Annotated in this window: 15 protein-coding genes and 1 tRNA gene; 9 read left to right on the top strand and 7 right to left on the bottom strand. The window is 70.8% G+C overall.

Annotated elements, in window-relative coordinates:
* The first annotated feature begins 277 nt into the window (after window positions 1-277).
* Both ACFQ53_RS02450 and ACFQ53_RS02445 read left to right on the top strand, forming a co-directional pair.
* Window positions 278-1,807, top strand: coding sequence for a polysaccharide pyruvyl transferase family protein (locus ACFQ53_RS02450; protein WP_377854846.1), 1,530 nt, complete (start codon window positions 278-280; stop codon window positions 1,805-1,807).
* 223 nt (window positions 1,808-2,030) lie between these two features.
* A complete protein-coding gene (locus tag ACFQ53_RS02445; protein ID WP_377854843.1) occupies window positions 2,031-4,070 on the top strand; it encodes an Ig-like domain-containing protein in 2,040 nt (679 codons plus the stop codon).
* A 69-nt stretch (window positions 4,071-4,139) separates the two neighbouring features.
* On the opposite strand, the gene ACFQ53_RS02440 is transcribed toward ACFQ53_RS02445, so the two are convergent.
* The 6 genes from ACFQ53_RS02440 to ACFQ53_RS02415 form a co-directional block, all read right to left on the bottom strand.
* On the bottom strand, window positions 4,140-4,793 hold the full coding sequence (locus ACFQ53_RS02440; RefSeq protein WP_377854840.1) for a LytR C-terminal domain-containing protein: 654 nt from the start codon (window positions 4,791-4,793) through the stop codon (window positions 4,140-4,142).
* 21 nt (window positions 4,794-4,814) lie between these two features.
* Window positions 4,815-6,224, bottom strand: a complete 1,410-nt coding sequence (locus ACFQ53_RS02435) for a beta-N-acetylhexosaminidase (protein ID WP_377854837.1) — start codon at window positions 6,222-6,224, stop codon at window positions 4,815-4,817.
* Window positions 6,225-6,479: 255 nt separating this feature from the next.
* A complete protein-coding gene (locus ACFQ53_RS02430; protein WP_377854834.1) occupies window positions 6,480-7,571 on the bottom strand; it encodes a peptidoglycan-binding protein in 1,092 nt (363 codons plus the stop codon).
* Window positions 7,572-8,203: 632 nt separating this feature from the next.
* Window positions 8,204-8,280 (bottom strand) — tRNA-Pro (locus ACFQ53_RS02425).
* Window positions 8,281-8,360: 80 nt separating this feature from the next.
* On the bottom strand, window positions 8,361-9,392 hold the full coding sequence (locus ACFQ53_RS02420) for a metallophosphoesterase (protein ID WP_377854832.1): 1,032 nt from the start codon (window positions 9,390-9,392) through the stop codon (window positions 8,361-8,363).
* A gap of 14 nt (window positions 9,393-9,406) precedes the next feature.
* Window positions 9,407-11,779, bottom strand: coding sequence for a transglycosylase domain-containing protein (locus ACFQ53_RS02415; RefSeq protein WP_377854830.1), 2,373 nt, complete (start codon window positions 11,777-11,779; stop codon window positions 9,407-9,409).
* Window positions 11,780-12,117: 338 nt separating this feature from the next.
* Here ACFQ53_RS02415 and ACFQ53_RS02410 point away from each other — a divergent pair, with 338 nt between their 5' ends.
* From ACFQ53_RS02410 to ACFQ53_RS02400, 3 genes are all read left to right on the top strand, one after another.
* Window positions 12,118-12,420: a WhiB family transcriptional regulator gene (locus tag ACFQ53_RS02410; RefSeq protein ID WP_283257913.1), complete on the top strand. Its 303-nt coding sequence runs from the start codon at window positions 12,118-12,120 to the stop codon at window positions 12,418-12,420.
* A 177-nt stretch (window positions 12,421-12,597) separates the two neighbouring features.
* Entirely contained in the window at window positions 12,598-12,759 is a 162-nt protein-coding gene (locus tag ACFQ53_RS02405) for a DUF4177 domain-containing protein (RefSeq protein WP_227488094.1), read from the top strand.
* On the top strand, window positions 12,759-13,595 hold the full coding sequence (locus tag ACFQ53_RS02400; RefSeq protein WP_377854827.1) for an MBL fold metallo-hydrolase: 837 nt from the start codon (window positions 12,759-12,761) through the stop codon (window positions 13,593-13,595). The genes ACFQ53_RS02405 and ACFQ53_RS02400 overlap by 1 nt, the downstream gene beginning before the upstream one ends.
* A gap of 200 nt (window positions 13,596-13,795) precedes the next feature.
* Here ACFQ53_RS02400 and ACFQ53_RS02395 read toward each other — a convergent pair whose 3' ends face one another.
* Complete coding sequence (locus ACFQ53_RS02395; protein ID WP_152352270.1) at window positions 13,796-14,473, bottom strand: Crp/Fnr family transcriptional regulator; 678 nt, start codon at window positions 14,471-14,473, stop codon at window positions 13,796-13,798.
* A gap of 190 nt (window positions 14,474-14,663) precedes the next feature.
* Between ACFQ53_RS02395 and nth the strand changes: the two genes are divergently transcribed.
* From nth to ACFQ53_RS02375, 4 genes are all read left to right on the top strand, one after another.
* Window positions 14,664-15,389, top strand: coding sequence for an endonuclease III domain-containing protein (gene nth / locus ACFQ53_RS02390; protein ID WP_377854823.1), 726 nt, complete (start codon window positions 14,664-14,666; stop codon window positions 15,387-15,389).
* Window positions 15,386-16,177, top strand: coding sequence for an NUDIX hydrolase (locus ACFQ53_RS02385; RefSeq protein ID WP_377854820.1), 792 nt, complete (start codon window positions 15,386-15,388; stop codon window positions 16,175-16,177). The genes nth and ACFQ53_RS02385 overlap by 4 nt, the downstream gene beginning before the upstream one ends.
* Window positions 16,178-16,359: 182 nt before the next feature.
* Window positions 16,360-16,746 (top strand): cold-shock protein, encoded by a 387-nt coding sequence (locus ACFQ53_RS02380; RefSeq protein ID WP_377854817.1) that lies wholly within the window; start codon window positions 16,360-16,362, stop codon window positions 16,744-16,746.
* 19 nt (window positions 16,747-16,765) lie between these two features.
* Window positions 16,766-17,875: a DUF3027 domain-containing protein gene (locus ACFQ53_RS02375; RefSeq protein WP_377854814.1), complete on the top strand. Its 1,110-nt coding sequence runs from the start codon at window positions 16,766-16,768 to the stop codon at window positions 17,873-17,875.
* Window positions 17,876-18,037 lie beyond the last annotated feature (162 nt).

Genomic DNA, 18,037 nt, shown 5'->3' with positions numbered 1-18,037 from the left:
CAAGTCCCTGTACGGACAGGGTCGGAGGGCCGGCGCTCTTCGCGGAGTACCAGCGCTGCTCGGCCATCCATGTGGCCATGGGCTCGAGAGCGACGGAGACTGCCTCGAGCAGGAGCTCACGGGTGCCAACGACGTCACGTCCCACGTCACGTGTCGGCGGATGGTCATCCATGGTTCCACTCTACGGCGCGAGTAGGATGAGCACGAGAGGCCTTCCCATGGCCCAACGTGATCGACGATCGATCCCGGACCGCGCACGAAGGAGTCTCGTCCTCTTATGGCCAAACGCTACTTGATGCGACTGGGAAAGACTCCGTTCGAGGTTGCGGATCCGTTCAGCACCTTCGATAGAAATCTGCTTGGAACTAACAGCGGCAACCTCGTCTACGGTGCCGCAGCGCACAAACTGTTCTCGACGCACGACACGATCGTCGACGCAAATCACTATCGCATCAATGCGAAAATGGCTGATGCCGTAAATGACGAGTACGACGGATTCGTCCTCCCTCTTGCGAACGCGTTCAGGCCAGAGTTCGAGGGGCAGCTGCTCCGTACCGCAGAATTTCTTGAACGACTGAAAATCCCCTTTATGATGCTCTCCGGGGGTGCACAGCTGCCGCTCGACGGGGATCCCTCAGCGCTCAAGGCGATCGAGCCCACTGTCAAGCGTTTTGCAAGAGCGGTGCTCAATGGGTCCAGCGCATTGTCGGTCCGAGGGGAGATGAGTGCCGACTATCTGCGCTCCCTGGGGTTTCGTGACGTCGTGGTCGTCGGCTGTCCATCTCTCGCGCTGCACGGCCCTGGCCACAGGGTCGAGGTGCCGCCCTCGTTGGAGTCCGGATCGTCGATCGTCTACAACCTCGAGACCAGGGACCCTTTCGGTGCGGATCTCATCGCCGACGCGGAAGAGAACTACGATTCTGCGTACATTGCCCAGGAGCATGGGACTCTTGAGCTCATGCTCTGGGCGACCGATCCTTACGTGGGCTCAGATCCGCGCTTGCCGCTTGAAAGGTCTCACCCCCAGTTCACCTCCGCGCGCGCCGAAATGTACATCGATGCATATCCTTGGATCAGACGGCTGGGTCAGGCCGCGTTCTCCTTCGGTGCGCGGGCGCACGGCAATATCGCCGCGGTGCTCGCGGGTACCCCGAGTGTGATGCTCGCGCACGATTCACGAACCGCGGAGCTTGCTCGGTACCATCAGATTCCGTATGTGGTCCGGGGGGACGGAGGGGCCGCAACAACCGTTCGTGAGCTCTTCGATCATGCCGACTTCACCGAGTTCAACCGCGGGCACGCTGACCGGTTCGAGGTTCTGAGCGACTTCATCCATGAGAACGGTTTCCAGCACATTTATGACCGAGGTCAGGAGCGCGCTCTGGAATCTTATGAGCGGACCATCACGGAGCTGACGTTCCCTCCGGTCGTACGTCCGACCTGGCTCGGAGAGAATGCGACTTCTACGCAGCGGCACGCAGTTCTCCAGGAGAGAGAACGTACCAGGAAAACCTCGCATTCTGCGGTTCGCAAGGACATTTCCAAGAACCGGAAGCGCAGTGACGAGCAGTCTGCGGAGCTTTCCCGGAGGCTCGGTGTGGCCGAGGAACGGCTCGCCGAGGCGACTCGCCGCGCGGAGATCGCAGAGGGGCAGGTCGCCGCGACCCAGAACAGACTGGCACAGCTGGAGAAGCGTCTAACGAAGATTGCGCGCACGGCCGAAGTGGCCGCCGATCGCTCTCAGCGCGCCGTGAGGGTTCCGACCCGCTTCCGGACGTTCGTCTCCCGTGGCAAGCAGGACGACTGAGTTGTGTGCCCCGTCCGTCCCGGGTCCGCGCACCCTCGGCTGATACCGTGACCGGGTGCCAGGCAGGGATGCGACCACTCCGCTCGCGCGCGCGACACCCGCGCCTGCGCGCAGATCCCTCGCGCGCCGCCCGGACGCCAGCTCGCGGAACCCGCGGTCCAGGTCTCCGCGCCCGGCCCCCGCACGGTCCCTCCTCGTCCTCGCGCTGACCCTCGCGCTCGGCGTGCTGACCTCGCTCACCGCGCCCGCGGCCCTCGCGCTCGGCGAGAAGGGCCCCTTCGACCTGCCGCTCTCGCGCGACACCATCACCGTCGCGCCGGGCGTCGTCAACCGCATCCCGCTGACCAGCCTCCTCGACGACGACGCCGAATCGGAGCTGAACCTGGACTCGGTGCGCCTCGCGGTCCCGTCGGACGCCTCGGACGCGCAGCTGTCCGAGATGACCCTCGCCTCCGACGGCACCTCGCTCGCCGTCGAGGGGGAGGGGACGTGGACGATCCAGGGCGAGGAGCTCGTCTTCACCCCGGCCTCCGAGTCCGAGACGGATCCGGCCCCCATCGCGCTCACCATCGAGGCGACCAACGGGATCCGTTCCCTGCCCTCCGACCTGCCCGTCGAGCCGAGTCCCGTCGCCGATGCGGGCATCGCCGCGCCCGCCGGCGGGGAGATCCGCGTGTCCCTCAAGGGGGATCTGCGCCCCTCGGGCACCGAGCGCGTGCGCCTGCTGCTGGACACGATGCCCGCCGGCAGCACCCTCTCGGGCGACGGCCGTCGTCTGATCGCCGTCGGCGAGGGCGAATGGCAGGTCTCCGAGGACGCCACCGAGCTCACCTTCACGCCGTCCTCGAGCCATCTGGGCCGTTCGCCCGAGCCCATGCGCTACGTCGCCGAATCGGCCGACGGCACCGTGCTGACCACCGGCATCATCAGTCTGACCACGCCCGTGCTGCCCGACCTCGTGCGCGCCGCACCCTTCGGCGATCCCATCGATTTCGATGTTGCCGACGGCCAGGAGGACGTCGAGTCCTCGACGCTGCGCCTGGTCCCGCTCACCCACGCGGACGCCGGGTCGACGGGCGCGAGCGACGGCGGCTCGGACGGCACCGGATCGACCGACGCCGGGTCCGAGGACGGCGCGACCGGGACCGACGGGGACGCCGCGACCGGAACCGACGGGGACCCCACGACCAGCGGCTCCGCCGGCGACGGGGTGAAGGTCAACAGCGCCGGCACCCGCGCCGTGGTGGCGGGGCAGGGCACCTGGACGCTGGACCGGAAGAAGCAGTCCGTGCGCTTCGCCCCTGCGGAGGACTCGGTGAAGGCGGCCGACCCGATCGGGCTGACCGGTGAGGACTCCGAGGGCAACACCGCGGGCGTCGCGACCCTCGCCCCCGGCTATCCGGCGATGCTCGACCAGACGCAGGTGGGCACCGCCGGAACGTCCATCACCTTCGCGCCCATGGACGACGCCCGCTTCGTGCGCGCCGACTCCCTCCGCTTCGCGCAGGACGACCTGCCCAGCGGGGCGAAGGTCTCCTCCAACGGCCGCGAGCTCACCATCCCCGGGCAGGGCAGCTGGGCGATCGACCTCGACGCGCGCGCGGTCACCTTCGACCCGGACGACGACGCCGAGAACGGTCTGCGCAGCACCGTGCAGCTCGTCGGCAGCGGCTCGTACGCCGACTCCACGAGCTCGAGCGCGACGCTCACGGCGCTGGTCACCGACAGCGGGGCAGTGCTGCGCGACGACGAGCTGCGCACGGCGCCCGGGAAGGCCGTGCAGGTGGACCTGCTCGCGAACGACACCGCCGGCGCCCCCTCGGACCCGCTGTCGCCCGCCACGGTGCGGATCAGCTCCCTGGAGGCCTCCAACCTCGACGACCTCGAGCGCTACTCGGGCACGCACCTGGTGGTCCCCGGGGAGGGGGAGTACCAGGTGGGCAGCGACGGCGTGCTGCGGTTCACGCCCGCTCGCGGCTTCCGCGGGCGCACCACGTCGATCAGCTACACCGTGCAGGACGGCGAGGGCGTCCAGTACCGGGCGAACGTCTCCGTGCAGGTGGACCCGCAGCTCGCGAGCGCCTCGGATCCGCGCGGCGATTCCAGCGCCGGGATCAACACGATGCTCTCGGGCCTCATGCCCAGCGCGACCTCGACCTCGGCCGTGTTCCTCACGATCGTCGTCCTGATGGGCTTCGCCGGCGTGATCTCGCTGTTCATCGGCGCCCGCATGGAGTCCGACCGCCGCACCTGGAAGGACTGAGCCGGCCCCGGCCCTGCTCGCTCGGGCCGTCGGCCCGCCGACCGCTCGGCCCACAGTCCGCTCGGACGGTCAGCCCTCCGCGCCCTCGGTCGACGAGTCCTTCGCGTCCCCGGAGCACCCCTGGGGCATCTTCACGGCCTTCGTGAGGGCCTCGGCGGCGTCGTCCTCGTCGACCAGGTCCTTGAAGCCGCCGCCCACGAGCACGTCGACCGTCGAGTCCTCGCGGTCATCGAGCTTCAGGGTGGGCTTGGAGAACTCCGCGGCCACGGCGGTGGCCTCGAGATACCCCGCGGGCCCGTAGACGATCGTCACGGCGCCCGAGGCGGCCTTCGTGTTGCCGACCTTCCCCGTGGAGAAGCCGCGATCGGCGAGGGACTCGGTGACCGATGCCGCGAGGCCCCTGCGGGAGGTCCCGTTCTGCACACTCACCTCGACCTTCTTCGGCTTCGCGGGCTTCGCACCTGGGTCCGGGCAGTGCACGCCGTCCTTCCCCGTGGCCACGTCGGCCCCGGCATCGGAGGGCCCGGCGGCCACCACGTCGTCATCGGCGGTGAGCTGGGTGAAGGCGAAGGTGAGCGCGCAGATCATGCCGATCATCGCGAGCGAGAAGACCACCAGCTGGGTGATCCGGACGCGGCGCTGACGGCGCCGGCGCTGGTCGCGCCGACGCACGTCGTCGTTCGAGCGACCGTAGGGGTGCGCGTCGCGGTGCGAGGAGCTCATGGCCGTGCCATCCGCTCTCGGTCAGTCCAGAGGACGGTAGGAGACGCCGAGCGCGTCGAGACGGGGGAGATGGCCGCGCAGCCGCTCCTCGAACTCGCCGAAGGACTGCTCGGGCGAGCCCCAGGCGCGCTCGGCCAGCGCGCACACGCGCGGGAAGGCCATGTAGCCCAGGTGCTCAGGGGTGGCGATGTACTCGGTCCACAGCTGGCCCTGGATGCCCTGGACGAGAGCCGCCTTCTCGTCGTCGAGCTTCTTGGGCAGCAGGCGGTCGGTGTACACGTCCTTGAGGGTGATGTCCCCGCCGATCGCGAGCGGCTCCTTCTTCAGGGGCCCCTGGGCGTAGTCGAAGTAGAGATCCTTCGAGGTGGAGACGACGGTGCGGAAGCCGCGCTCGAGGGACTCCTCGAGGCCGTCCTCCGTGCGCCAGTTCATGACCACCACGTCGTCGGGCACATGGGACTCGAGGACCTCGTCCCAGGCGACCACGGTCTTGCCCTTCTCGGCGAGCACCTGGGTGGCGAAGTCCGTGAAGCGCCCCTGGATCTCGGAGACGCGGGTGAGGCCCCACTCGTTCATGCGGGTGCGGGCATCGGCCGACTGTTCCCACTCGACGCGCGGGCACTCGTCGCCGCCGATGTGGAAGAAGGGCGCGGGGAAGATGTCGGCGACCTGCGTGAGCACGTCGCGCACGAAGTCGAAGACCTCGTCGGAGACGCCGAGCACGTGGTCGGAGATCCCCCAGACCTCGCGCACCTGCACGGGGCTGGCGGGGAAGTTGCCGAGCTCGGGATAGGCCGCGATCGCCGCCTGCATGTGGCCGGGCAGGTCGATCTCCGGCACGATCATCACGCCGCGGTTCTGCGCGTAGCCCACGAGCTCGCGCAGCTCTTCCTGCGTGTAGAACCCCTCGACGGGGGTGTCGTCGAAGGTCCAGGACTCGGGGTCGCCGCTCATGTGACCCTCGAGGGAGCGCGGACGCTTCGAGCCGACCTCCGTGAGCCGCGGGTAGCCCTTGATCTCCACGCGCCAGCCCTGGTCGTCCGTGAGGTGCAGGTGCAGCACGTTCAGGCGGTGCAGCGCCATCGCGTCGATGAACAGGTGCAGGGTGTCGATGTCGAAGAAGTGGCGCGAGACGTCCAGGTGCAGGCCGCGCCATGCGTACTTCGGGCTGTCGCTGATCGTCACGCAGGGGATCGAGGTCTCGCCGGTGAGCACGATCTGGTTGAAGGTGTTGCGGCCGTCGGCCAGGGCGGCCTCGCTGCCGGCGGTGAGGTTCGCGCCCGACGGCGTGATCGACAGCGTGTACTCCGCGCGCGGGAGGTCCTCCGAGATGCCGACCGACAGGCCGGCCCACGGGTCGGTCGTCTCCCATGTCCCCGAGGACCAGATGACGGAGCGGGGGAGCGGGACCAAGCTGATCGGATCGGACATGCGAGGGATCCTCCTTGACCGGGATGTGGTGCAGGTCAAGTCTGTCACAGACTCCGTCGCGGATCGGACGTGTCGGGCCGACGCGCCGGGCCCGTCGAGCGGGGCCCACGGGGCGGCGGCCGTCTCCTCCCGGCCCCCGGACGCAGAGGAGCCCGGTCGGTTCCCCGACCGGGCTCCTCACACGCCGTCCTGCTCCTTCCCGTTGGTGCGCTCAGCACCGAGCAGGCATGACGTGGTCCGGGTGACCTGCGCAGATCAGCGGTAGGTCACGAAGACGTGCGGTGCGCTCCAGATGGTGCGCTCCACGACCTTCTGCTGCGAGCCCGAGGCATCGATGATCTGGTTGTTGCCCACATAGATGCCGATGTGCCCGTAGTCGTTGCCGGTGAAGGCCACCAGGTCGCCGGGCTTCGCCTGCGACTGGGGGATGATCCGGCCTCCGAACGTCTGCTGCTTCGCCGTGCGGGGCACGGTGATGCCGTTCGCGTTGTAGGCGTACTTCACCAGGCCCGAGCAGTCGAACCCGGTGGAGGGGCTCGAGCCGCCCCACGTGTACTTGGTGCCCTTCACGCTGCGGGCCTTGGCGATGATGCCCTGCCCGTTGAAGGAACCGCTCGAGGAGCCGCCGGACCCGCCGATGGACACGCTGCTCGAGGACAGCTTCGACCAGGTGGTGGGTCCGACCACGCCGTCGGCGGAGATGCCGGCCGCGCGCTGGAAGGCCTTCACGGAGCTCAGGGTCCTCGACCCGAAGACACCGTCGACCGAGATGCCTGCACCGTGCTGGTTCAGCTGCTTCTGCAGGGTGCTGACCGCCGAGCCGCGAGAGCCGCTGCGCAGCTTCGGGTGGCTCGACGAGGAGGATCCCGTGGACGCGGACGACCCGAGGGCGTTCCAGGTCTTGGGGCCGACGACCCCGTCGACGCCGATGCCGGCGCTGCGCTGGAACGACTTCACGGCGCTCAGGGTCTTCGATCCGAAGACGCCGTCGACCGCGATGCCCGATCCGTGGGACCGGAGGCTGCGCTGCAGCTCCGACACGGCCGATCCGCGTGCGCCGTAGCGCAGCTTCACGTTCGAGTAGGCGGCGGGTGCCAGGGACTTCGCGGCCGTCGCGGCAGCCGCGCCCGCGAGGGGCGAGGTCGGCGCGGTGGTGGCCGGGTGAGTGGGGGCGGGGGTGGTTGCTGCATCGGCGGAACCCATGGCCTGCATGGAGGCCGTGGCCGTCACGGCACCGACGACGGCGAGACCGCCGACGGTGCGACCGACGGGAGCCGTGAGGCCCCGGTAGTCGATCACGGCAGGGCCCGCGGCGCGATGCGTGCGCGGGGCGCTGGAGCGGAACATCGGATGAGGTCGCTTTCTCTGTCGCCGCACAGTCACCGCTCGCGTTCCGCCCGCGGGAAGCGACACCCGTGAGGCGACACCCGAGGGGTTCGCTGCGCCCGCCACCCAGGGAAGTGAGGAAGTGGTCGAGAACGGTGGCGGGAGCGACTTCTCGACCGGAGCCTGGGGAGAGGCACCGTGGTCACTGTATGGGGCCACCCAGGCCCTTCACGCAGGGCCTTTGCGACTGCTATCAAGGGCCTTTACCAAGATTTTAACTAAATCAGCGATTTTCGCCGTGTCGTACCGGCGATGTCCGAATTCGATATGTTAATCACACCGATGTGATTCAAGGGTGTTCGGCGGGCGTGAGAGGGCCTTTCGGAGTGCGTCGGACTGGTGTCGGCGAACGGCGTATAGCGGACATCTCTGCCATATACGGCAGAGGTGTCCGCCATACGCCGGCGCGTGACAGCTCGCCGCCCGGCCGGCGCTTCCCGGGAGTGCTCGAGGGGCTCTGACGCCTCGGGTGCTGCCGGTGCTGCCGGTGCTACCGGTGCTGCCGGTGATGCCGAATCCGTTGCCGATGCGTCAGTCGCCGAACGTCCCCGGATATGACGAAGGGCCCCGCCGCAGCGGAGCCCTTCGACATCTGGTCGGGGTGACAGGATTTGAACCTGCGACCTCCTCGTCCCGAACGAGGCGCGCTACCAAGCTGCGCCACACCCCGAGGTCGTGTTCGGCGAGCAGACGCGAGCGCCGCTCTCCGACGAGCAACGATACCAAGCCGCCCGCGGTGGTCGCGACCTCTCAGCGCCGCTGAGGGCGCAACGTGAGCAAGGTCGCCTCCGGCGGATTGGCGAAGCGGAAGTTCGAGTAGGGGTTCGCGCCGAGCCCCCCGCTCACGTTGAGCGGCACGCCGCGCCACGTGGAGAGGCCGCGAGCCTGGGCGCGCGGCAGGTCGCAGTTGGTGACCAGCGCGCCGAACCCGGGCACGCGCAGCTGGCCGCCATGGGTGTGGCCGGCGAAGATGAGCTGCGCTCCGTCGTCCACGAAGGCGTCGAGGACCCGCTGGTACGGCGCGTGGGCGACACCGATCCGCAGGTGCGGGACGTCCGGGACGTCGGTCGCCGAGGCTTCGTCGGCCCCGGTGGCGGCGGCCGGAGCGGCGTCAGCGGCGGGCGTCCGCCCCGACCCGTCGGCCCCTGCATCCGGCGCGGCGTCCCGCCCAGGGAACACATCGCGCTCCAGGTGCGGATCGTCCACGCCCACGAATTCCACTTGCAGCCCCGTGAGGCGGAGGCTCGCGCGGGTGTTGGTGAGGTCCTTCCAGCCGTGGGAGGTGAGCGCGCTGCGCAGGGAGTCGAGGGGCAGGTCCGGCTCGCGGTGGCGCTTTGTGAATCCCTCGGGCCGAGGGTCGCGCAGGAAGTAGCGCAACGGGTTCTTGCGGTGAGGAGCGAACATGTCGTTCGACCCCATCGCGAACGCGCCCGGACGGCGCAGCAGGGGATCGATCGCGTCGGCGAGCGCGGGGATGGAGGCCGCGGAGGCGATGTTGTCGCCGGTGTCGATCACCAGGTGCGGCTTGAGCGTCTCGAGATGGCGCAGGAAGGCGATCTTGCGGGCCTGGTCGGGCATCAGATGCGCGTCGCTGAGGTGCAGGATGCGCACGGGGCGCGTGCCGGGAGGCAGAATCCGCAGCTCGTGCTCGCGCACGGTGAAGCGGTGGATCTCGATGTGGCGGGACCAGACGTGGGCGGCCGCGGCGGCGATCGCGCCGGCCCCGGCGAGGGCCAGCGCGACGCGTCCGGCGCCCGCGCCGCGGGAACGGGTGCGGGTCATGCTCGCTCGCCCGCTCAGTCGCCGGTGTCCTGGTCGCCGGAGTCCTGGTCTCCGCCGTCCCCACCTGCGTCCCCACCATCGCCGCCTGCGGCTCCGCCGGTGTCATTGGTGCCGGAGGCCGCGCCGCCCGTGTCGACCTTGCCGCCGCCGCCGTTGCCGGGATCGGTGTCCTTCGGGGCGCCGGCGGGCTGCTTCGGGAACTTCTCGTCGGGCAGTCCCTTGTGGGCCTTGATCATGAACTCCTGCCAGGTGGGCAGGGACACGGTGTTGCCCCAGACCTTGCCCCGCTCGAGGTACTCGCCGTCCACGGAGAACCCGCCGGGGCGGACGTTGCGCGTGGGGTTGCCGAACCACACGGCGGTCGACATCTGCCGGGTGAAGCCCACGTACCAGGTGTGGAACTGGGAACCGGAGGTACCGGTCTTGCCGCCCGCGTCGTGGCCCGGGATGACCTTGCCCTTGCCCGTCGCCCGCGGGTCCTTGAGGTCCTGCTCGAGGGTCCAGGCGACCTGGTCGGCGGTCTTCTTGTCGATCTTCTGCTCGCACTGACCGGCGCCGACGTCCTTCATCTTCTTGCCGTCGCGGTCGATGACCTCGGAGATGCCGGTGGGCTTGCAGTAGGTGCCCTCGGCGGCGAAGGTCGCGTAGGCCGCGGCCTGGTCGAGCGCCGAGATGCGCAGCTCGCCCAGGACCACCACGGAGGGCGCGAGCTCGGTGCCGTACATGTCCTCGATCGACATGTCCCAGGTGGACTTGTCGAAGGGGTTGTAGGTCGCGGGGATCGCGCCCAGCGACCGGGCCTGCTCGGCGATGTCGCACAGGTCGAGCTGGCGGGCCATGTTCGCGTAGGCCGTGTTCACGGAGAACTTGGTCGCGTTCAGCACCGTCTCCTGGGCCGACAGCGGCACGGAGACCGCGTTGTCCGGGTTGTAGCCCTGGGTCTCGTACCAGCGCCCGCGGTCCAGGCACTGCGCGGGGAAGGTCTTCAGGGTCTGGCGGGCCGTGCCGACCTTGTCGTAGATCGACTTGCCGTGCTCGAGCCAGTCGGTGAGCACGTACGGCTTGAACGTCGAGCCGACGGGGAAGCCGCTCGAGCCGCCGAGCGCCTGCGGGACGTTGTAGTTCAGCGAGGTCTCGCCCTCGCTGGCGTCCGCGTGGGGATCGAAGGTGCGGTTCTCGGCCATCACCAGGACCTTGCCCGTGCCGGGCTCGACGGTCACGATCGAGTGGCCGAATCCGCTGTCGGAGTCCTGGGGGACCTTGCGGTCCACGATCTTCTGCGCGTCCTTCTGGAGGTCGGAGTCCAGGGTCGTCTTGATGGTGAGGCCGCCCCCGTACAGGAGCTTCTGGCGCTCCTCGTAGGTGTCCGCGAAGGTCGGATCGTTCAGCAGGGACCGGGTCACGTAGTCGCAGAAGAAGCCGTTGGTGCCGGCGTCGCCGCAGCCCGCCTTCACGTTCTTGACCTTCAGCATGTCGTCGATCGACTGCTTGGAGTACTTGTCGTACTCCTTCTGGGTGATGTGGTCGTAGCGGAGCATCGCCGAGAGCACCTCGTTGCGCCGCTTCTTCGCGGCCTCCGGGTTCGCGACGGGGTCGTTGCCGTTGGGCGAGTTCGTGATGCCCGCGAGCAGCGCCGCCTCACCGGGGTTCAGGTCCTTGGCGTCCTTCGAGAAGTAGTGCTGGGCGCCGGTCTGCACCCCGTACTGCGAGGGCCCGAACTGGGCGACGTTGAGATAGGCGTTGAGGACCTCGTCCTTGCTCCAGCGCTTCTCCAGGGAGATCGCGAGCTTCGCCTCGCGCAGCTTGCGGCCGTAGCTCTGCTCGGTCGCCTCCGCCTGCGCGGCCTTGTCATTGCGCTGCTCGGCGTCCATGAGCAGCGCGTTCTTCACGTACTGCTGGGTGAGCGTGGAGCCGCCCTGGGTGGCGCCGGAGGCGGCATTGTTCGCGAGGGCGCGGACCGTGCCCGTGAAGTCCATGCCGCCGTGCTCGTAGAAGCGGTGGTCCTCGATGTCGACGACGGCGTGCTGGACGTTCGGCGAGATCTCGTCGAGCGGGACCATGATGCGGTTCTGGCTGTAGAACGTCGCGAGCAGCGACCCGTCGGACGCCTCGATTCGGCTGGCCTCGTTCAGCGGCTGGGTCTCGAGCTCCGCCGGGAGGGAGTCGAACAGGTCCACGCCGTCCTTCGCGACAGCGGAGCTCATCGACACCGCGGGCAGGAAGAAGGCGGCCAGCAGCACGCCGGCGATGCCCGCGACGGCGAGCATCCCCAGCAGCAGCATCAGGGCGCGCAGCGCGGCTCCGGGCACGGTGGCGGGGCCCGTCGGCGGCGCGGAGGTCGCCTCGGAGCTGAGGTTCCCGAGCGGAGCGGAGTCACGGTCAGCCATGGGAACACAGTACGGCCCACGGCGGGCGCGGACCACGAGGCGCGGCCGTGCCGGCGCATATCACCCCGCGCTCACGGGTGCATGGATCCTGCCCCGGCGCAGGATGTGCGTCCGACGGGGGAGAGGAGCGCCGCCAGCGAGATCCGTGGGCGGCGGTCCCGGCAAGGTATGTGCCTGGGCGCCTCGGATGCCCCGGATGCGCCCGGATGCCTCGTCCCATGTCCGTCGCCCATACCGGATCTGCGGGGGTCCGCGGGAGGTGGGATTGGCGCCCCTGTGCCGATCTCGATACGCTGACGCACCAGAACGGATCGACGAGGATTCGAGAGGGGACATTCGTGACGATCAGCAGGATCCGCGGCACGGATGATCGCAGCTGGGCCGCCCGGGGGGCGTGCACACAGCTGGATCCGGACGGCTTCTTCGTGCAGGGGGCCGACCAGCAGAAGATCAAGATCGCGTGCCAGGGATGCCCGGTGCGCATGGAATGCCTGGCCGACGCGCTCGACAACAGGATCGAGTTCGGCGTCTGGGGCGGGATGACGGAGCGCGAGCGGCGCAGGCTGCTGCGCCAGCATCCCGACGTCGAGGACTGGTACGACGTGCTGGGCCGCACCGCACGCCGTGCGGCGGGCGGGTGAATCGATCCCGTCGCCGAGGCGCTGCATCACGCCGCCGCGTCGCCCGTCGTGCGCCATGACGCGGGCCCGGTGCCAGGACCTCGGTCCTGTGCCAGGACCTCGGTCCGGACCACGCGCGACGGCCGAGCGTCCGCACAGGGCTCGAGGGTGGGCCGGTAGGCTCGGGGCATGACCTCCGTGACGCGTTTCGAGTACATCACCGTGCCCCTGCTGATCCACGCGACCAAGCAGATCCTGGACAACTACGGCTCCGACGGCTGGGAGCTCGTGCAGGTGATCCCCGGCCCGAACCCCGAGTCGCTCGTCGCCTACATGAAGCGCCCCCTCGCGGACGCCTGATGGAGGACGACGCCCCCGCGGGCGGCCAGGACGATTTCCAGAGGGACCCCGACGCCCCGCCCGTCGCGCTCGAGCTCATCCGCGCCGACAACCCGGGGCTGATGACGCTGCAGGGCACCAACACCTATGTGCTGCGTGACGGCGAGGAGTCCTGGGTCGTGGACCCGGGCCCGCTGGACGCCCAGCACCTGGCCGCGATCATCCGCGCCTGCGGCTCGCGTCCCGTGGGCGTGCTCGTCACCCACCGCCACGCCGACCACACCGACGGCGCCGGCACCCTGCGCCGCCAGCTGCAGAACCGCACCGGCTGCGAGGTCGCACTGTGGGCCGCCGACACCCGCGCCGTCGCCGGAGCGCGCAAGCCCCCGGCCTCCCTGATCAGCGAGGCCGGCGTCGTCGGCCATGTCATCCACCTGCCCGGGCACACCGCCGATTCCCTCGGCCTGCTGGTCGACGGCGGACGCATGCTCACCGGAGACACCCTGCTGGGCGACGGCTCCTCGACCGTCATCAGCCCGCCCGACGGCAGCCTCACCGAGCACATGCAGTCCCTCGCGATCCTGCGCGCCCTGGCGATCGACGGACGCATCTCCTCCCTGCACCCCGGGCACGGCTCGCCCGCGACCGACCCGCTTGAGGCGATCGACGCGATCGAGGCGATGATCGCCCACCGCGAGGAGCGCATCGCCCAGGTGAAGGAGGCCCGCGCCGCGGGCGCCCTGAGCATGGACCGGCTGCTGCGCGCGGTCTACGGCGAGGGCCTCGACCCGGCCCTGCGCGGCGCCGCCGAGGACTCGCTGCGCGCGGTCCTCGACCACATCGCCCGCACCCGCTGAGCGCGACCGGCAGGCCTGTTCCGGGGGCCGCTCAGCCGGCGGCCCGCCCTGCCCGGTCGCCGCTCCCGCCCGCGGGCCGTGGAGACGGCCTCGGCACGCACGAGGAGCGGGGCGCGACGATGACCGGTGTCATCATCACGCCCCGCTCCTCGTCTCGCCGTCGACGCCCGCGGTGCGGGCGTCGAGCGGTCGGCGCGGGATCAGCGTGCGCGGCGGCGCAGGCGCTCCACGTCGATCAGCAGCACGGCGCGGGCCTCGAGGCGGATCCAGCCGCGCGAGGCGAAGTCGGCGAGGGCCTTGTTGACGGTCTCGCGGGAGGCGCCGACGAGCTGGGCGAGCTCCTCCTGGGTGAGGCCGTGGGAGACCATGACGCCGTCGTCCGTCTGGCGGCCGAAGCGCTGGGCGAGGTCCAGCAGGTTCTTGGCGACGCGGCCGGGGACGTCCGCGAAGACGAGATCGGCGAGCGACTCGTTGGTCTTGCGCAGACGACGGGCGAGCGAGGCCAGCAGGTGGCGGGCCACCTCGGGGCGCTGCGAGAGCACGCGGTACAGGTCCTGCTGGGTGAGGGAGTACAGCGTGGACTCGGCGACCGCCGTGGCGGTGGCGTTGCGCGGAGCGGGATCGAACAGCGAGAGCTCGCCCAGGGTCTCGCCCGGGCCGAGCACCGCGAGGAGGTTCTCGCGGCCGTCGCCCGAGGCGTGGCCGACCTTGACCTTGCCCGCGCCGATGATGAACAGGCGGTCGCCCTGGTCGCCCTCGCGGAAGATCACCGCGCCGCGGTGGTAGTCCTCCTGCGACATCGAGGCCAGCACGGCCTGCTTGCCGTCGTCGTCGAGCGCCGCGAAGAGCGGGGATGAACGTACGATGTTCTCGTCCACGGAACCTCCTGATCTAGGTGATCCCGTCGGGTCCGGGACCGTCGTCATGGGAACCATTGTGACCGATGTGGCGCGGATATGCGTGCTTGCTCACCTGATCCGTGCGTCGCACGGCGCATCCGGCCCGCCCCGCGGAGGCCCCCGGGGTGCCGGGAGCAGGGGCCGCGGAGGGCCCACGAAGGAGCAGCGAGTGTCGGGAGTCTCATCGGCCGACGGACCGGCCGACGTCCGCGAGGTCGTCTCCCGGCTGCGCGCGGAGTACCCCCGGGCACGCACCGAACTGGACTTCCGCGACGCCTTCGAGCTGCTCGTCGCCACGGTCCTCAGCGCCCAGACCACCGACGCGCGCGTGAACTCCGTGACCCCGGAGCTGTTCGAGCGCTGGCCGGGACCGGAGGGGCTCGCAGGGGCCGATCCCGCCGAGGTCGAGCAGGTGCTGAAGTCCCTGGGCATGGGGCCCACGCGCGCCGCACGCGTGATCGCCCTGGCCCGCGCGCTCCTCGCGGACCACGGGGGCGAGGTGCCCGATGACCAGGACGCCCTCGAGGCGCTGCCGGGCGTCGGCCGCAAGACGGCGTTCGTGGTGCGCGGCGTGCATTTCGGCCGCTCCCTGCTCGCCGTCGACACGCACGTGACCAGGGTGGCCGGCCGCCTGGGCTGGACCCGCTCCCGGCAGGCCCGCGCCGTCGAACGCGATGTCATCGCCCTCGTGGAGGGCGTCGTCCCCGATGCGGGTGAGGGCGATGCGGGTGAGGCCGATGCAGGGGAGATCGACGCGGGGGCGGAGTCCATTGATCTCACCGCCCTGTCCCTGCGGCTGATCCTGCACGGCCGGCGCGTGTGCACCGCCCGGTCGCCGCACTGCACGGAGTGTACGCTCACGGACCTCTGCCCGCGGATCGGCGTGGCCGCATGAGCGGCGCCGAGGGCGAAGGGACGACGGGGACGGGAACCCCGGACCGGCCCGAGCTGCCGGGCTTCCTGCGCCCGCTCGCCGAGAGCGCTCGCGCGGGGGACCGCACTCTCGCCCCGCCCCGCAGCCCCGGCCCCGGGCGCGAGATCACCCGGCGCAGCGCGGTCCTCCTGCTGCTCAGCGGCACCACTCTGGAGGAGGCGGAGCTCGTCGTCGAGGAGCGCGGACACCGCATGCGCTCCCAGCCCGGCCAGTTCGCCCTGCCCGGTGGCGGGGTCGAGGCGGAGGACGCCGACGTCCGCGCGACCGCCCTGCGCGAGGCGCGCGAGGAGATCGGCCTGGACGCCGGGCAGGTGCGCGTGCTCGGGGAGTTCGCGCCCATCCCCATGCCCTGGCGCGGGCAGGTCGTCCACCCCGTCGCCGCCTGGGCGCCCCGTCGTCCCGACCTCGCCGTCGGCGATCCCGTGGAGGTGGAGCGCGTGGTCCGCCTCCCGCTCATCGGCCCCGACTCCCTCACCGACCCGTCCTGCCGCTTCATGGGCAGCTTCGACGGTCGGGCCGTCGGGCCCGTGTTCTCGCTCAGCCAGGACCGCTTCGTCTGGGGGTTCACGGCGATGCTCGTCGAGGGGGCGCTCGAGATCATGGGCCTCGCCCCGGACGACGCGGCCCGCGAGGCGCGCGCCGCGGCCGGACGCGCCGCGGACGAGGCGGATGCAGGCAGTGCAGTGCCCGCCGCGCCGCCGCGGATCGAGATCCCGCCCGAGCGGCGCCGCGAGGGCCCGCGCGCCTGATGCGGCGCCCCTCACCGCGGCGGAGAATCCCCGCGCGGTCGTGCCCGCGCGAGCGTTAGACTGGAGCGCCGCGTCCGCGCCCGCAGACACCGCCCCGGGCTACGCCCGCCGGGGCCGCCCGCGAAGGCATGACGCGACCGACCATCATCACCCAGACGACTCCGTGAAGGACAGGGATCCGCGTGCCTCGTGGCAAGGTGAAGTTCTACGACGCCGAGAAGGGCTTCGGCTTCGTGCGGGACGACGAGTCCGGCGAGAGCGTGTACGTGCACGCCTCCACCCTCCCCGAGGGCGCCGAGACCCTGCGCCCGGGCACCAAGGTCGAGTTCGACATCGCCGACGGCCGCCGCGGCCCGCAGGTGCTGTCGCTGCGCCTGTTGGAGGCCGCACCCTCGCTGACCCGTGCCCGTCGGCCCAAGGCCGACGACATGGCCGGGATGGTCGAGGACCTGATCCGTCTGCTGGACGACGCCGGGAACGGCCTGCGCAAGGGGCGCTACCCCGACGCCGGCCACTCCCACAAGATCGCGACCGTGCTGCGAGCCGTCGCCGACAACTTCGAGGCCTGAGGACACCCACCGCATGCCGATGACTGCTGAGACCGACACACCCGAGACCGGTGAGAGCGCCGCTCCCGCCGCCGCCCCGGCCACCGCCGCCGCTCCCGCCGCCACGCGGCGGCCCCGCGCGCGCACCGCGCGTCCGAAGCTCGACGCCGTGAGCGCCGCGGCCGTCGACCTCGCGCGCGAGGCGCTGCTCGAGGTCACCGAGCCCGGTCAGGTCGGCGAGCACCTGCGCGTCGAGGCGAGCGGGGAACGACTGGTCACGCACGTGTTCGCGTGCGCGATGCCCGGCTACAGCGGCTGGGTGTGGAACGTCGTCCTCGCCCGCGCTCCCCGCGCGAAGCAGGCCACCGTGTGCGAGACCGTGCTGCTGCCCGGCGACGGCGCGCTGCTCGCCCCCGACTGGGAGCCCTGGTCGGAGCGGCTGATGCCCTCCGACGTCGGGGCCGACGACCTGATGCCCTACCAGGAGGCCGACGAGCGCCTCGAGCAGGGCTACGAGCAGACCGACGACGCCGAGGCCGACCGCGTCGCGCAGTGGGAGCTCGGGCTCGGACGACCGCGCGTGCTCTCGCCCGTCGGGCGCGAGGAGGCCGCCGACCGCTGGTTCGCGGGCGATTTCGGCCCACGCCCGGTCTCGGCCCGCAAGCGCCGGGGCACCGTGACCGCGACCTGCTCCTCGTGCGGGTTCCTCACACTCATGGCCGGCTCGCTGCGCACCGAGTTCGGGGTGTGCACGAACGAGTGGTCCGTGGCCGACGGCCATGTGGTGCACCTCGACTACGGCTGCGGCTCGCACTCGGAGACCGGCAAGGAGGAGCCCCACCAGGACTCCGACCCCGACGAGGGCGTCGTCGTCGACGAGTACCGGGTCGACCTCGATCGCAGCACGAGCAGCGACGCGGGTGCCGCGGAGTCCGAGGATGCGACGGGGTCCGAGGCCGCTGCGGAGACCGAGGCACCTGCTGCAGCCGAGGAGCCCGGCGAGGCCGTGGCGCCGGGAGTGCCCGAGCCGGCCGGCGACGCCGATGCGACCGGCGAGGCCGTGGCGACCGGTGAGGCCGACGCCGCAGAAGAAGCACCTGACGCCGCCTCGGAGGCGACGGCGGACGACTCGCACACCGTCGCACCCTGAGCGATCTGCGCCTCTGATCGGTGCAGACCGCGCGGCGAACCGTCAGCCGTCAGCGTTCACGTGCCATGCGCCGGCCCACGCGTGAGGCGTGCGGATCAGTGGATCCGGCGCGAACGATGGGGGAGTGTCGAACGACCCGCCCCGGCCGGCGGTCGCTCGCCC

It is taken from the genome of Brachybacterium sp. NPDC056505 (assembly GCF_042794925.1).
GTDB lineage: Bacteria > Actinomycetota > Actinomycetes > Actinomycetales > Dermabacteraceae > Brachybacterium > Brachybacterium kimchii.
The sequence above is the reverse complement of the archived record's forward strand: the minus strand, read 5'-3'. Positions and strand labels throughout refer to the sequence as shown.

Coding starts and splice junctions, on each gene's coding strand:
- ACFQ53_RS02440 (WP_377854840.1), bottom strand. CDS start 4,793: ATGAGCTCCTCGCACCGCGACGCGCACCCCTACGGTCGCTCGAACGAC.
- ACFQ53_RS02400 (WP_377854827.1), top strand. CDS start 12,759: ATGGAGGACGACGCCCCCGCGGGCGGCCAGGACGATTTCCAGAGGGAC.
- ACFQ53_RS02385 (WP_377854820.1), top strand. CDS start 15,386: ATGAGCGGCGCCGAGGGCGAAGGGACGACGGGGACGGGAACCCCGGAC.
- ACFQ53_RS02375 (WP_377854814.1), top strand. CDS start 16,766: ATGACTGCTGAGACCGACACACCCGAGACCGGTGAGAGCGCCGCTCCC.
- ACFQ53_RS02415 (WP_377854830.1), bottom strand. CDS start 11,779: ATGGCTGACCGTGACTCCGCTCCGCTCGGGAACCTCAGCTCCGAGGCG.
- ACFQ53_RS02420 (WP_377854832.1), bottom strand. CDS start 9,392: ATGACCCGCACCCGTTCCCGCGGCGCGGGCGCCGGACGCGTCGCGCTG.
- ACFQ53_RS02430 (WP_377854834.1), bottom strand. CDS start 7,571: ATGTTCCGCTCCAGCGCCCCGCGCACGCATCGCGCCGCGGGCCCTGCC.
- ACFQ53_RS02435 (WP_377854837.1), bottom strand. CDS start 6,224: ATGTCCGATCCGATCAGCTTGGTCCCGCTCCCCCGCTCCGTCATCTGG.
- ACFQ53_RS02450 (WP_377854846.1), top strand. CDS start 278: ATGGCCAAACGCTACTTGATGCGACTGGGAAAGACTCCGTTCGAGGTT.